The sequence below is a fragment of the Nocardia sp. NPDC003963 genome (genome assembly GCF_053605105.1).
The window spans coordinates 47771-61338 of the sequence record NZ_JBSGIP010000002.1 but is presented as its reverse complement, the minus strand read 5'-3'; the positions used below and the strand labels follow the sequence as shown (position 1 = coordinate 61338).

Here is a 13568-nt window from a genome sequence, read left to right as displayed (position 1 = left end):
TGTTGTCGCGGGGCCACGATGCGCCCGGTCCGTGGCCTGCCGGGAACCGGTCACGGGCCCCTTCGGGCGGCGGACCGGTCAGAGCGCGAGGCTATGCTGTCCCGAGTGACCACAGCCGTATCGAAACCTGTTTCCACTTGGGCGCCGTTGCGGTCGCGGGTCTATCGTGCGTTGTGGATCGCGCAGCTGGTTTCCAATCTGGGTACCTGGATGCAGATGGTCGGGGCGCAATGGGTGCTGGTCGACGAACCGAATGCCGCCGCGCTGGTCTCCTTCGTCCAGACCGCGACGACGCTGCCGGTGATGATCCTGGCCATCCCGTCCGGCGTGCTGGCCGATCTACTCGACCGCCGGCGCCTGCTGCTCGGAGCCCAATCCACGATGGCGGTCCTGGCGATCACCCTGGCGGTATCCACCGCCGCCGGGCACACCACCCCCTCGGTCCTGCTCACCCTGCTGTTCCTGCTCGGCTGCGGCCAAGCGCTGGTCGGACCGGCCTGGCAGGCCATCCAACCCGAGCTGGTGCCCCGGGACCAGATTCCTTCCGCCGCCGCGCTCGGCAGTATGAATATGAATATCGGCCGCGCGGTGGGGCCCGCTATCGCCGGTGTACTCGTGGCCCTCTCGGGTCCCGCGCTGGTATTCGCGCTCAATGCCGTCTCGTTCGCCGCAATCGTCGGGGCCCTGCTGCTCTGGCGGCGGCCGCGAGTGACCCGGGAACTGCCCAGTGAACGCCCGCTCGCGGCACTGCAGGCGGGGACCCGCTTCATCAAATCCGCGCCCGCGATCCGGCGCGTCCTGCTGCGCACTGCCCTGTTCGTGGCACCGGCGAGCGCGCTGTGGTCGCTGCTGCCCGTGATCGCCCGCAACCAGCTGGGGCTCGGCTCCTCGGGGTACGGCCTGATGCTCGGCGCGCTCGGGGTGGGCGCGGTACTCGGTGCGCTCGGCCTGGCTCGGGTGCGCGCGCTGCTCACTCCGACTCAGCAGGTGGCGGTGGCGGCGGTGGTGTTCGGTACCGCCTGCTGCGGCACCGCGCTGCTGCGGGTGGAGGCGCTGGTCCTGCTCCTGCTGGTCTTCGCGGGCGCGTCGTGGCTGCTGACCCTGTCCACCATGAACGCCACCATGCAATTGCTGCTCCCCGGCTGGGTACGGGCCCGTGGACTGTCGGTGTACCTGCTGGTTTTCATGGCCGGACAGGCGATCGGATCGGTGGTGTGGGGGCTGGTCGCGGGGGCCTACGGCGCGGTCACCGCGCTCCTGGTGGCGGCGGCCGGTCTGGGCGTATGCGCACTGAGCACCATCTGGCTGCCGCTGCGGCAGTTCGCGCCCGGCTTCGATCTGACACCGCACGCGTACTGGCCGGAACCACAGCTCGTCGTCGAACCCGACCCCGACGACGGCCCGGTACTGGTTCTCAAGGACTACGACGTGCCCCCGGACAAGGTGCCGGAATTCCTCGCGGCAATGAGCTTCGTGGGTCGCTCACGGCAGCGGACCGGGGCGATGGAATGGCGGGTGTACCGCGATGTGGGCAGTACCGACCGCTATGTCGAGGCGTTCGTGGTGCGCTCCTGGTCGGAACATATGCAGCAGCACAAGGTGCGGCTGACCGCCCAGGATCTGATGCGTGAGCGGGCGGTATCGGAATTCGCGCACGACGAGACGCTCACCCACCTGGTATCGGTGGAACCGCGGGCCTAGCGGGTACGTCCGCATTCGCTCCGGTTGTGCCGGGGCCGTGCGCCGGCCGTTACGGGGGCACGACGGGGCGCCACGGCCTGGTTGCGGGTCGTGCGGGGACTGCGAATACGTTTCGTCCGGGTCCACCCTCTAGACTGTCCGGCATGCGGATGTTCCTGGATATCCTCCTGATCGTCACCAGCCTGCTGCTGGTGCTGCTGGTGCTGCTGCACCGGGCCAAGGGCGGGGGTCTGTCCAGCCTGTTCGGTGGTGGGATGCAGTCGAGCCTGTCCGGGTCGACCGTTGCCGAGAAGAACCTCAACCGCATCACCATCTTCACCGGCCTGGTCTGGTTCATCGCGATCCTGGGGATCGGGCTGGAGATCAAGTTCGCCTGATCCGGCGGATCAGTCGTGGCGGGGGACCCGCCCGTCCACATCGGTGAATCCGTAGTCGCCGGCCAGATCGGCGACCTTCCAGGCCTGTCCGGACCGCTTCCGGCGTTCGGGGTCGGTGGCGAGCGCCACCACCGCCCGGCCCGCGAACCGGGGGCTCTCCGCCTGATTCAGGTCGAAGCTGCCTTCCCCGGGCAGTGTCACCACGCGGTTGCCCTCCGCGTCGGCGGGCGCCATCTGCAGGAGTTCGGTGTCCACGATCCCCGGCCAGATCGAGACCGCGGTGACCTCGGTATCGGCCAGATCGTGGGCGAAATCCGCGGTCATCCGGTCGAGCGCGGTTTTGGCGACCCCGTACACCGCATTGTGCATATACCGCCGGGAGCCGGGTGAGGAGACGTTGACGAGCAACCCGTCACCCTTCGACAGCAGCGGCGCGGCGTACACGGCGGCCACATAGTGCGACCGGACGCCGATCTCGAAGGTTTCGTCCCAGGCCTTCGGCGGGACCTCCCAGAATTTGCGGCCGAGCCAGCGGGCGGCGGCGGGGGAGTTGTAGACGTTGTTGACCAGGATATCGAGCCGGTCGTGGTCGGCGCGGATCCGCTCGAAGAGAGCGGCGACGGCATCGTCGTCACCGTGATCGCAGACGACGGGGACGCCGGTGCCGCCGAGTTCGTCGATCCGCGCGGCCGTTTCGGCCACGGTGCCCGGGAGCCTGCCCGGCTTGTCCGATCGTCCGGTCACGTAGACGGTCGCACCGGCGGCGCCCAGCTCCAGCGCGATACCTTTACCGATACCGCGACTCGCGCCGGTGACCACCGCGATGCGGTTCTTCAGGGGGTGTGGTGTTCCGCTCACAGTCCCGGGACGTTACCGTGAAACTGTAACGCGTTCTAGTATTCGGGAGGTGCGGTGGAGCCGACACACCGGTTCGTCGACACCGGCGGCGTGCGGATGCACGTAGCCGAACAGGGCCGGGGTCACCCGGTGATCTTCTGCCACGGATTCCCACACACCTGGTATGTCTGGCATCGCCAGCTCGCCGCGGCCGGCGCCGCCGGGTACCGGGCGATCGCCCCCGACCTGCGCGGTGCCGGCCGGACCGGGGCACCGGAATCGATCGACGACTACACCAACGAGGCCGTGGTGGGCGATCTGCTCGCGCTGCTCGACGATATCGACGCCGACCAGGCTGTTTTCGTGGGTGTCGATTTCGGCGCGGCGCTGCTGTGGGAGCTCGCGCTACGCGCGCCGGAGCGGGTACGCGGACTGGTGATCCTGAACAATCCCTTCGCGCCACGCGCCCCGAAACCACCCGGGTACTACTGGGGAAAGATGGCCGAGCGGCATTTCCTGCATCTGCAGTACTTCCAGGAACCCGGTGTCGCCGACGCACATCTGGCCGAGCGGCCGCGGGAGTTCCTCTCCCGCGTCTACTACGCGTTGAGCGGCGATTTCCACTACCTCGACGTCTGGCAGAACCCGCCGGGAACCCGCTACATCGACGCCCTCCCGGTGGCTCCGGAACTGCCCTGGCCCTGGCTGTCGGAGGCCGAATTCGACACGCTGGCCACTGATTTCGAGAGCGCCGGTTTCACCGGTGGCCTGAACTGGTACCGCGCGATCGACCGCAACTGGGAACTCACGGCCGACTGGGCCGAGGCGGTACCCACGGTGCCGGTGTACTTCGTCTACGGCGAGAACGATCCCGATATGGAAGGTTTCAGCGGCCGCGATCCGCTCGCCACGATGCGGGCGTCGCTTCCGGATCTGCGTGCCGTCCAACGGGTCCCCGGCGCCGGTCACCTGGTGCAACTGGAGGCGACGGAGGCCGTGAACGGTTTCCTGCTGGGCGCCCTCGGGGAGCTCACCACAAAGTGACGGCTATCGGATCGCCGATCGGGTAACTTCGGTGCGCGGGGTATCCGTCCCGCGCACCGAGTCCGGGGGGTCCGCCGTGTTGTCCAGGGTTTCTGCGTATTTCGTGACGATCGCCCTGTGTGCCGTCGTTTCGGCCGCCGCGTGCGGTGGCGGGTCGGGACCGGAAGACCCCGCTCATCCGAGCCCGATACCGTTGCCCACGCCCACCTCCGCGCGACAAACGGTCGCGAGTGAGAATTTCGGTTTCCTGTGGCCGCTGACCGTCGATCGGGGCGAACTGGAATGCCGGCCCGGCCAGCAGGTGGTTTTCCTCGCGGACGACGGGAAGTCGTACGCGCTCGACGACAATGCCGCGGCGGCGGGAGTTCCCGAGATCACGCCACTGCGTGCAACCGGTGCCGACGGCGACGCGATCAGTCTCGGCGCCCTGCGCAGTACGGCACTCGGGTTGTGCCGATTCGCCGGGTAGGAGGCTGAGGGGGCACTCCGTGTACGGGTTGTAGCCTCTTGTCCGGCCCGGTGGGTTTCGCGGGATCGCGGTGGCCGAACAGGTGTCGTGTGCAGGGCTTCGTGCCGCCCGGCCATGAAGGTGGTCGAGTAGGTCGGTGGTAACTCACACGTCTGGGCTATGGCTGGTACACCGGCCGTCTCCTACTCTGAAACAGTGGGATTTCGTGGGGGCAATACGTCGTTCGGCTCTCGTACGGTGATGTCACGCCCCGGCACCTGTCCGCCGTCCGCGGGTCTTTCGGTCGGTCGGCTGGGCGCGGTGGCGCTCGATGCGGGTGATGACCGGTGAAATGGGGAGGAGATGAGCTGTTCCGCAGGTTTCGTGACAAATTGATCGGTCTGACGGGCCTGCGTTCGAGCGGGGAGTCCGAGTTGCTCCACCGGCACGCCGATCAGGCCGAGTTCGGCGCATCTGCCGGCGAACGCGCCGGTGATCAGGGGGAACGATTGATTGCCGCCGCGACGCGGGACCTCGCACGTGTCGCTCCGGAGGTGAGTGTGCGCCGAGCCGATGCGGAAGGTACCGCTCGGGTGTGGGATTGGCTCGATCGGCAGCTGCCCGATTGGCCGGCCGGACGGCGCGACGATATCGGATTGACCCTGAGCGATGCGACTGCGTATTCGGCCCGATCGACCGGCGGGGATCCCCGCATCGTGTTGGAGACCACGGGTGAACGTGGTGATCGGGTGCTGCGAGTCCGGATCTTCGACCGAGGCGACAGCGCTCCGCCCGCTGAGGTGCTCGACGATCAGGTATTCGGTCGGCTCGACCACCGAATGCTGGTGGATGACCCGGGCGGGTGGACCAGAGAGATTTCGTTCGACGCCCGGGAAACGCCCGCGCTCCCACAGTGGCTCGGCGAGGCATTGCAGTCGGCGCGCCACGTGAGATTGAACGCGGGTGATGATCTGGCTATCGGCGTACGGTCCAAATTCCTGTCCAGGTTGGAGAACGCGCTGGGACCGCTGTCGGCCAGTGGGTCTCCGGTCGATATTGCCAAAGACAATATGGACGCAGGTCTACGTCATGCCGCGCGGATCAACCACGGGCGATTGCACGGGGGCTCGACCGACCTCCAGCCGTCCTTCGTGCAGCTGCGCTCCGGCGACGAGCAGGTCGAGCTGAGTGTCTATCCCTTCTGGGATCAGGACTTCCGGGATGGACTACGGCACCTGGATGTGAACGACGACGGCCGGACGGTGGTTCCGGTCGCCGATTTCGCGGATGCTGTGATCCAGCGATTGGGCGAGCGTACGGCCGGGCCCCCGACTACCGCTTGACCCGGCCGCTGTCCCGATGTCGCGCGCGAGCTGCCGGCCGTCGATCGGAGTGAGCTGGAATGCCGGCCCGGCGAGCAGGTGGTTTTCCTCGCGGACGACGGAAAGGCGTACGTGATCGACGACAATGCCGCGGCGGCGGGAGTTCCCGAGATCACGCTACTGCGTGCGACCGGTGCCGACGGTGACGCGATCAGCCGTTGCGAGCGGGAACCGCGGCCGGTGCGGGTTCGTCGCGTTGCAGGACCTCGCGGAGTCGCGTGGTGAAGGCGGCCGGATGGGTGGAAAGGCTGTGGCCGCCCGGGAACTGGGTGATCTCCCGGCCCAGTAGGGCCGCCAGCGCCCGGGCGCAATCGTAGTTCCAGATCGTCCGGGATCCGCGACCGGCGGCGGGCACGATGCGGACAGAAGTCGTGGCGAGCGCGGTGATGTGCTCGGCGCCGAGCTTCGACGACCGTATCTCGGGGAGATCCCGGCTCAGGAAGAAGTTCAGATCGTCCAGGTCGCCGGGCCCGCGCGGTGCGGGTGGGGCGATGCCCGGTTCCGTATCGGAGAAATCCGCGTGTACGAGTTCGGCGAGCTTCCGGAGTGCGGGTAGCGCCCCCTTGCTGCCGTAGACCGCGGCGAGGTCGGCGAGATCGCGTTCGGCACGCGCACGGACCGGAGCCGGCAGGAGGCCGATCGTGGCCGGGTCGTGGGCGACGAGGGTGCCGACCTGCTCCGGATGATCGCCGGCCAGCGCGAGGGCGATGAGTGCGCCGTAACTGGAACCGAATACCTGGACGGGCTCGTCGGTGAGGGCGGCCAGCAGGCGATGGATGTCCGCGGCGTGGGTGGCGACCGTAACCGGTGTGTCCGGATCCTCGAGTGTGCTGCCGGACAGCCCGCGCCGATCGGGGACGACCACGGTGTAGTCGGAGGCGAGGCGTTCGGCCAGGTCGGCGCCGCGGGCGGTATTGCCGTCGCCGCCTTGGAGCAGGAGGAGCAGGGGGCCGGAGCCGTGGATCTCGTAGTACAGGGACGCGCCGGGGACGGGAAGCCGGCCGTTTCGGAAGTCGCTCATGCCGAGAACCGTAACCCATCTTTTTAGATGCATCAAGAAAGATGTATTCGGAATGATACTTTTCCGGTAGCGTGCCGAGTGTGAACGGAGTCGAACTTTTCCTGCTGGGGCGCACCCTGATGAAGATCGGCGAGGAGGCCATGCCGACCGAAGGGCTGCCCGAGTACGCCACCAGCGTGCGTTCGGTACTGATCGTGGCCAGCGATATCGTCGAGAACCCCGGCAGTGCGGTGGGCGAGATAGCGGCGCGGACGAGTCTGCCGCAGAGCCAGGTCTCCGGATGCGTCGCGCGGCTGCGGGAGGCGGGTGCGATCGTCAGCGAACCCGATCCGGCCGATCGCCGGCGCGTGCTGATCCGGCAGGCGCCCGAGGCATCCGGACGGGTGGATCTCGTGCGGTCCACCACGATCGATTCCGCGCTGGCGGCGGCGCTCGGTACCGCTGATCCCGATGATATTGCCGAGGTGGTCACGGCATTGGACATTCTCGCGCAGCGGCTGACGCCGGGAACCCTGTCGCGCCTGCGTCCCACCTCCGGCCGCCCGCGAGCATCGCGTCGTGAGTGACCGCCGTCCGCGGTCCCGGGCTCACCGTGCCAGCCGGGCGGGGGAGTCGATACTCACCCGGATCGTCCGTCCGCCGGCCGCCCGCGATCACCGCGGGGTCGGCTCAGCTCGCGGTGATACCGGCAGCGAGTCCGGAGGGCCGAACCGGGGCCGCGTCGCGCAGGTGGCAACCGTGCGTCCGGCGCCGGAACACCAGTCGTCCGTACCCTGGCTCGCATGACCATCCGCGGCGTTCTCTTCGATTTCTCCGGCACGCTGTTCCGCTTCGAACCGGTGCTCGACGGGTTGACCGATCGATCCGGCGAATCACTCGTCGGCGATCGCCAGGCCGAGATCATGCGGCGGATGACCGCCCCGGTCGGCCTACCCGACGGGCTTCCCGAGCGATTGCACGACGACTGGGGCCGCCGCGATCTCGACCCGCCGCTGCACCGCGCGCTGTATACGGCGGTGCTCGAGGGATCCGGCGTCGGCAATCCCGGCTATCTCTACGACCAGTTGATATCGGCCGGTTCGTGGGCTCCCTATCCCGATACGGTGGCCGCGCTGAAGACGGTGGCGGATCTCGAGTTGCCGGTCGCCGTCATCAGCAATATCGCCTGGGATATCCGGCCCGTCTTCGAACGCGCCGGAACCGCCGACTACGTACGCGAATTCGTGCTCTCTTACCGGGAAGGCGCGGTGAAACCCGATCCGCGGCTGTTCGCTCTCGCCTGTGAACGGCTCGGCGTCCTGCCGAGCGCGGCTCTGATGATCGGGGACAGCGCGGAAGCCGACGGCGCCGCGGCCGCTATCGGCTGCGCGGTCGGGCTGGTCGAGCCGCTGCCGGTCGAGCAGCGGCCGCGCGCGCTGCTCGATGCGCTGGCCGCCTACGGGATCGGCTGACCCGGACGCTCGGTGCGACGAGTGGATCGGCGGGCCGGTCCGCCGATGAATTTCCCACGACCGCCACGTCCGCACTACGGGCGTCGAAGGAAGGGAATATCACGTGGATACACCAGAGGTACTGCTCGACGGCGTCGTTTTCGGTGAATCGCCGCGCTGGCACGAAGGGCGGCTGTGGTTCTCCGACTGGGGCGCGCACCAGGTGATCGCCGTCGACGGTCCGGGCCGTGCCGAGGTGATCGCCTCCGTGCCCTCGTTCCCGATGTGTATCGACTTCCTGCCCGATGGACAGTTGCTGATCGTGGATTCGGCCCGGCAGCGGCTGCTGTGCCGCGCAGCGGACGGGAGCCTGGTCACTCGTGCCGATCTCGCCGCCGAGACGGATAAGCCGTGGAACGATATCGTCGTCGACAGCGCGGGCAACGCCTACGTCAACAGCATCGGATTCGATTTCCCCGGTGGCGAGTTCGCACCCGGTTTCGTGGTGCTGGTGACGCCGGACGGGACGGTGCGCCGGGTCGCGGACGACCTCGCGTTTCCCAACGGCATGGCGATCACCGCGGACGGCGCCACCCTGATCGTCGCGGAATCCTATGCCGAACAGCTCACCGCCTACGACATCACCGCATCGGGTGCTCTCACCGGCCGCCGTGTCTGGGCGCCCACCCCCGGCGACCATCCCGACGGCATCTGCCTGGATACCGAGGGCGCGGTCTGGTACGCCGATGTCGGCAACCATCATTGCGTGCGGGTGGCCGAGGGTGGAACGGTGCTCGGCACCGTCGAATCGGACCGCGGCGCTTTCGCCTGCGCCCTGGACCGTGACCCCGAGCGTCCGAGACTCTTCGTGGTCGGCCAGGAGTACGGCACCGAAGCGCCCGGACCCACCGGCCGGGTGGTGTCCTTTCCCGCGCCGGCACCGGGCGCGGGCCGGCCCTGACGCGTCGCCGGTCGTACCGATCGGCGGGGACCTTCCGAAACCACCGTTCACCGCCCGTGCCGGGGCGGCGCGACGTGGGTCCCGGCCGGGATTACCTGCCCGTGCCGCCCGGCGGGGCAGGATGGTCGGTCATGACATTGCTCTGGGATCAGCACGCCTGCCTGCCCCTGCAGATCGGCGCGGATGTCGGCGAGCTGGCGCGGTTCCGCCGGCGCGGGCCCACATTCGTTTCGGTGAATGTGGGGTACACCCCGCAGCGCTTCGCGGATTCGGTCGCGCTGCTCGACGATTTCCGGGCCCGTATCGCCCGGCATCCGGAACTGGCGCTGGTGTCGGGCGTGGACGATATCGAGTCGGCCGGAACAGCCGGACGGATCGGCGTGGCGTTCGATCTGGAGGATTCCGGGCCGCTCGACGGGGACCTGGACAATCTGCGAGCGTTTGCGGAACTCGGCGTACGGACGCTGCTACCGAGCTACAACCATGCGAACCGGGCCGGTAGCGGTTGCCTGGACACCGACGATCAGGGACTCACGGCCTGGGGTGCCGAACTGGTGCGCGAGATGAATGCCGTCGGTATGGTGCCGGACGGGTCGCACTGTAGTGCGCGCACCGGGCTGGATATGTGTGATATCTCGGCGCTGCCGATGGTGTACAGCCATTCGTGTATGCGATCGGTCTGGGAACATCCCCGCAATATCACCGACGATCAGGCAAAAGCATGTGCCGGAACCGGCGGGGTCATCGGGATCACCGGGGTGGGGATCTTCCTCGGTCCCAATACTCCGACGCTGGAGGCGATGACCCGGCATCTCGAATACGCGGTCGAATTGGTCGGTATCGAGCATGTGGGGGTGAGTACCGACCATTCGTTCGACGGTCCGGAGTTCCTGGCCGAGGTAGCGGCCCGGCCACACCTCTTCGACGAGTCGTATACCCGGTGGGGGCCGATTCGATGGATGCCACCGGAGACCTTCGTCGCTCTCGGCACCCATCTCTCGCAGCGCGGCTGGGCCGGTGACGAGATCGACGCGGTTCTCGGCGCCAACTTCGCCCGGGTGGCCCGCGGAACCTGGCCGCGGGCCGTATCCGGCTAGGGGACGACGACGGTGACCGTTTCGCCCAGCTCGTATCCGCCGGCCGGGCTGGTGTCCGCGCAGCCACCACGCGCGGTGATCGTGGATCCCGATTCGAGACCGGTCAGTGACGTCTCGACGGTGAGGCCGGGGCCGGCCAGCGATTCCGGTTTCGATTCGCCGAAGAACACGTGGTTGTTCTCGGGGCCGACTCCGGCCTCCGCCCAGCACTGGCCCCGGTCGTTCGGGTTGTGCAGGGTGGCGGTCACTGTTCCCGGTGCGGTGCCTTCGAACGTGACCTGGGGTGCGGTGAACGGCGCGTCCGCGACAGCGGGCGCGGCGGTGAGGGGTGCGAATACGGCGGCGGCCACGGCCGCGAGGGCAACTCCATGAACTCGTCTGATCATCACACGACCAGATCGTGCCCGATAAACCGCACGGGCACAGTGGAATCCGCCCAGAACGGGTATTCGAACCGGGTGGTTCCGGCCGCGCAGAGTTCCCCGGGACGAACGCGGCCCCGCAGCGGGTTCCGTGCCGGAACTCATCCGCGGGGCCGGGCGCAGCGACCGGTCCGGTCGCGGTTCGGATCCTCAGTGGATCACCAGGGCAGCGGTACCCATCGGTCGAAGACCCAGAAGCCGTGACCATTGGGCTGGTTCGGTCCGCGGTTGTTGTCCTGATGATGCTGGTCCCGATGCGGCTGATTCTGCTGCGGCTGGTTCCAGTGCTGGTCCGGGCCCGGCTGTGCGCTCGCCGCGCCCGCACCGAGGCCGACCATCCCCAGCCCGACACCGCCGACCATTGCTGCCTTCGCGAGCTTCGACTTCATCACCTTCGGCATTGTGAGATATTCCTCCTCTGGCATGTGGCCCGACTCTCGGGCCACCGGCCCGGGGCGAACCCGGTCCGACTCGGCCATCCTGTGCAACCGGGCTCGAGATGGGCTGCCAACGGCCTGCGAACTTCCTGGCAAACCGGAAATCGCCTGCTCGGGGCCCGACTCCGAATCGGATGCCGCGTGGTGGCGCGACCCCCCGGGGAGGCGCCCGGCTCCCAGCGTCTTCCCAGCCCACACCCAGGGGCGGGAGAGCATCGGGAGCGATGGTGGATCGCATGACCGACTATTCGAGCAGTTCCCACGGCGCCGGCCGCCCCGTACGGGAGGTGACGCGATGACCACAGTGATGACGCGCCGCCCGGCCCCTGTGCCGGAGGCGGCGCCCGCCCGGCGGAACACGCCCTGGGAGAAGATCGGCCTCGCGGTGCTGCTGGTCGGTACGGCGGCGGCCTACTTCTGGAATCTCACCGCCAACGGGTTCGCCAACTCCTTCTACGCGGCCGCGGTGCAATCGGGCGCGAAATCCTGGGAGGCGTTCTTCTTCGGCTCCTCCGACTGGTCGAATGCCATCACTGTCGACAAGACCCCCGCTGCGCTGTGGCCGATGGAACTGTCCGCGCGATTGTTCGGGTTCGGTAGCTGGAGCATGCTGGCGCCGCAGGTATTGATGGCCGTCGCCTCAGTGGCCTTGCTGTGGGCGACGGTGCGCCGTTCGTTCGGTGCTACGGCCGGTTTGCTGTCCGGTCTCGTGCTGGCGGTGACGCCGGTCGCGGCGCTCATGTTCCGGTTCAACAATCCCGACGCATTGCTCGTCCTGTTGATGGTCGCGGCGGTATGGGCGATGGCCCGAGCGGTCGAGGACGGGCGCTGGCGCTGGCTGGTTCTCTGTGGCGCGTTCGTCGGATTCGGGTTCCTGGCCAAACAGTTGCAGGTGCTGCTCGTGCTGCCCGCGCTGGCACTGGTCTATCTGTTCGCCGGTCCGCCGCGGCTGGGCACACGGATCGCGCAGCTCGTCGCGGCGGGCGCGGCGATGGTGATCGCGGCGGGGTGGTGGATTCTCACCGCCCAGCTGTGGCCGGCGCAATCGCGGCCGTATTTCGGTGGTTCGGAGCACAACTCGATCATCGAACTGACTCTGGGGTACAACGGGCTCGACCGGCTCAGCTCTTCCGGTGGTGGTCCCGGCGGCGGATTCGGCAGCGACGCGGGGATCGCGCGATTGTTCGGTGTGTCCATCGGAGGCCAGATCGGCTGGTTGATCCCGGCGGCGCTGATCCTGCTGGTCGCGGGAACAGTGCTGCGTGGGCGGGCTGCCCGCACCGACGGGCCGCGCGCGATACTGCTGCTGTTCGGCGGGTGGGGCCTGGTCACCGGTGTGGTGTTCAGCTTCATGACCGGGACCTTCCACCAGTACTACACCGTGGCGCTGGCGCCGGCGATCGCGGCGGTCGTCGGCGCGGGTGGGGTGACGGTATGGCGGGAACGCGACCGGCCGTGGGTGCGCCTGATCCTCGCGGTGACCGTCGCGCTGTCCGCGGCGACCTCATGGGTGTTCCTGGGCCGGTCCGCGGAATTCGTTCCGTGGCTGCGCTGGGTGGTGCTGGTGGCCGGGGTGATCGCCACCTTTGCCGTGCTGTTTCCGGTGCCGCGGAAGATATCGGTGGCCGCGGCGCTGACGGCGTTGTTCGTCGGCCTGGCCGGTCCGGTCGCCTACACCGTGGACACGCTGGCGACGCCGCATACGGGTTCGATCGTGCTGGCGGGGCCGAGCACCGGGTCGGGCGGGTTCGGCGGGCCGGGAGGCGCGGGCGGTGCACCCGGCGACAGGGGTACCGCTCCGGGCGATGCGGGAGCTGTTCCGGACCGGGACGGCGCCTCCGGCTCGTCCGGCGCGATACCCGGTGACAGCGGTACGGTGCCCGGCGGAGCAGGTGACAACGACGACGGTGGAGACGGTCGGCCCGGCGGACAACAGGCTCCCGGTGCGGGTGTACCGGGGCAGAGTGGCGGCCCCGGCGGTGAGAGCAGTGCGGCCGTCACCGCGCTGCTCCAGCAAGACGCGAGTTCCTACACCTGGGCGGCGGCCGCCGTGAGTTCGATGAACGCCGCGGGCTATCAGCTGGCCGGAGACGTCCCGGTGATGTCGATCGGTGGTTTCGGCGGCGGCGATCCGTCGCCGACGCTGGAACAGTTCCAGCAGTACGTGGCCGACGGCGCGATCCACTATTTCCTCGGTGGTGGGCACGGCGGCCCCGGGTCGGGATCCGATTCCGCGGCGTCGAAGATCAGCCAGTGGGTGCAGGACAACTTCACCGCCACCCAGGTGGACGGGGTCACCGTGTACGACCTCACCACGAGTAAGTGACAGCACCGGCGATCGGAGGTGTGCCGGGCCGAGTTCCCCACTCGGCGTGGCACAGCCGGTTCGCCGGATACTCACGGCAGGGGAA

General features: G+C 68.4%; 14 protein-coding genes. 10 read left to right on the top strand and 4 right to left on the bottom strand.

What is annotated here, in order from left to right:
* Positions 1 to 93: 93 nt before the first annotated feature.
* Together ACWEWT_RS08910 and secG are read left to right on the top strand one after the other, a co-directional pair.
* Positions 94 to 1701: an MFS transporter gene (locus ACWEWT_RS08910; protein WP_452557760.1), complete on the top strand. Its 1608-nt coding sequence runs from the start codon at positions 94 to 96 to the stop codon at positions 1699 to 1701.
* A gap of 143 nt (positions 1702 to 1844) precedes the next feature.
* On the top strand, positions 1845 to 2078 hold the full coding sequence (gene secG / locus ACWEWT_RS08905) for a preprotein translocase subunit SecG (protein ID WP_062995774.1): 234 nt from the start codon (positions 1845 to 1847) through the stop codon (positions 2076 to 2078).
* 9 nt (positions 2079 to 2087) lie between these two features.
* Here the strand turns inward: secG and ACWEWT_RS08900 are convergent, their stop codons facing one another.
* Positions 2088 to 2936, bottom strand: coding sequence for an SDR family NAD(P)-dependent oxidoreductase (locus tag ACWEWT_RS08900; protein WP_452557759.1), 849 nt, complete (start codon positions 2934 to 2936; stop codon positions 2088 to 2090).
* A gap of 54 nt (positions 2937 to 2990) precedes the next feature.
* Here ACWEWT_RS08900 and ACWEWT_RS08895 point away from each other — a divergent pair, with 54 nt between their 5' ends.
* The 3 genes from ACWEWT_RS08895 (at position 2991) to ACWEWT_RS08885 (ending at position 5750) form a co-directional block, all read left to right on the top strand.
* Positions 2991 to 3959, top strand: a complete 969-nt coding sequence (locus ACWEWT_RS08895; protein WP_452557758.1) for an alpha/beta fold hydrolase — start codon at positions 2991 to 2993, stop codon at positions 3957 to 3959.
* Positions 3960 to 4038: 79 nt separating this feature from the next.
* Positions 4039 to 4428, top strand: coding sequence for a DUF2511 domain-containing protein (locus tag ACWEWT_RS08890; protein ID WP_452557757.1), 390 nt, complete (start codon positions 4039 to 4041; stop codon positions 4426 to 4428).
* A 326-nt stretch (positions 4429 to 4754) separates the two neighbouring features.
* A complete protein-coding gene (locus tag ACWEWT_RS08885; protein WP_452557756.1) occupies positions 4755 to 5750 on the top strand; it encodes a hypothetical protein in 996 nt (331 codons plus the stop codon).
* Between the two features lie 190 nt (positions 5751 to 5940).
* Here the strand turns inward: ACWEWT_RS08885 and ACWEWT_RS08880 are convergent, their stop codons facing one another.
* Entirely contained in the window at positions 5941 to 6810 is an 870-nt protein-coding gene (locus ACWEWT_RS08880; RefSeq protein ID WP_452557755.1) for an alpha/beta fold hydrolase, read from the bottom strand.
* 80 nt (positions 6811 to 6890) lie between these two features.
* Here ACWEWT_RS08880 and ACWEWT_RS08875 point away from each other — a divergent pair, with 80 nt between their 5' ends.
* The 4 genes from ACWEWT_RS08875 (at position 6891) to ACWEWT_RS08860 (ending at position 10298) form a co-directional block, all read left to right on the top strand.
* The gene (locus ACWEWT_RS08875; RefSeq protein WP_452557754.1) at positions 6891 to 7376 is read left to right on the top strand and encodes a MarR family winged helix-turn-helix transcriptional regulator; all 486 of its coding nucleotides are present in this window, start codon (positions 6891 to 6893) and stop codon (positions 7374 to 7376) included.
* A gap of 216 nt (positions 7377 to 7592) precedes the next feature.
* A complete protein-coding gene (locus ACWEWT_RS08870; protein WP_452557753.1) occupies positions 7593 to 8261 on the top strand; it encodes an HAD family hydrolase in 669 nt (222 codons plus the stop codon).
* A gap of 103 nt (positions 8262 to 8364) precedes the next feature.
* Complete coding sequence (locus tag ACWEWT_RS08865) at positions 8365 to 9201, top strand: SMP-30/gluconolactonase/LRE family protein (RefSeq protein ID WP_452557752.1); 837 nt, start codon at positions 8365 to 8367, stop codon at positions 9199 to 9201.
* A 131-nt stretch (positions 9202 to 9332) separates the two neighbouring features.
* Positions 9333 to 10298 carry a dipeptidase gene (locus ACWEWT_RS08860; protein ID WP_452557751.1) on the top strand — a complete coding sequence of 322 codons (966 nt, stop codon included), beginning with the start codon at positions 9333 to 9335 and terminating at the stop codon, positions 10296 to 10298.
* Here the strand turns inward: ACWEWT_RS08860 and ACWEWT_RS08855 are convergent.
* A complete protein-coding gene (locus tag ACWEWT_RS08855; protein ID WP_452557750.1) occupies positions 10295 to 10684 on the bottom strand; it encodes a hypothetical protein in 390 nt (129 codons plus the stop codon). The genes ACWEWT_RS08860 and ACWEWT_RS08855 overlap by 4 nt on opposite strands.
* 194 nt (positions 10685 to 10878) lie before the next feature.
* A complete protein-coding gene (locus tag ACWEWT_RS08850) occupies positions 10879 to 11109 on the bottom strand; it encodes a hypothetical protein (RefSeq protein WP_452558078.1) in 231 nt (76 codons plus the stop codon).
* A 343-nt stretch (positions 11110 to 11452) separates the two neighbouring features.
* On the opposite strand from ACWEWT_RS08850, the gene ACWEWT_RS08845 reads away from it, so the two are divergent.
* Positions 11453 to 13483, top strand: a complete 2031-nt coding sequence (locus ACWEWT_RS08845; RefSeq protein ID WP_452557749.1) for a glycosyltransferase family 39 protein — start codon at positions 11453 to 11455, stop codon at positions 13481 to 13483.
* Positions 13484 to 13568: the final 85 nt, after the last annotated feature.

Coding starts and splice junctions, on each gene's coding strand:
- secG (WP_062995774.1), top strand. CDS start 1,845: ATGCGGATGTTCCTGGATATCCTCCTGATCGTCACCAGCCTGCTGCTG.
- ACWEWT_RS08855 (WP_452557750.1), bottom strand. CDS start 10,684: ATGATCAGACGAGTTCATGGAGTTGCCCTCGCGGCCGTGGCCGCCGCC.
- ACWEWT_RS08845 (WP_452557749.1), top strand. CDS start 11,453: ATGACCACAGTGATGACGCGCCGCCCGGCCCCTGTGCCGGAGGCGGCG.
- ACWEWT_RS08850 (WP_452558078.1), bottom strand. CDS start 11,109: ATGAAGTCGAAGCTCGCGAAGGCAGCAATGGTCGGCGGTGTCGGGCTG.
- ACWEWT_RS08880 (WP_452557755.1), bottom strand. CDS start 6,810: ATGAGCGACTTCCGAAACGGCCGGCTTCCCGTCCCCGGCGCGTCCCTG.
- ACWEWT_RS08870 (WP_452557753.1), top strand. CDS start 7,593: ATGACCATCCGCGGCGTTCTCTTCGATTTCTCCGGCACGCTGTTCCGC.
- ACWEWT_RS08860 (WP_452557751.1), top strand. CDS start 9,333: ATGACATTGCTCTGGGATCAGCACGCCTGCCTGCCCCTGCAGATCGGC.
- ACWEWT_RS08910 (WP_452557760.1), top strand. CDS start 94: ATGCTGTCCCGAGTGACCACAGCCGTATCGAAACCTGTTTCCACTTGG.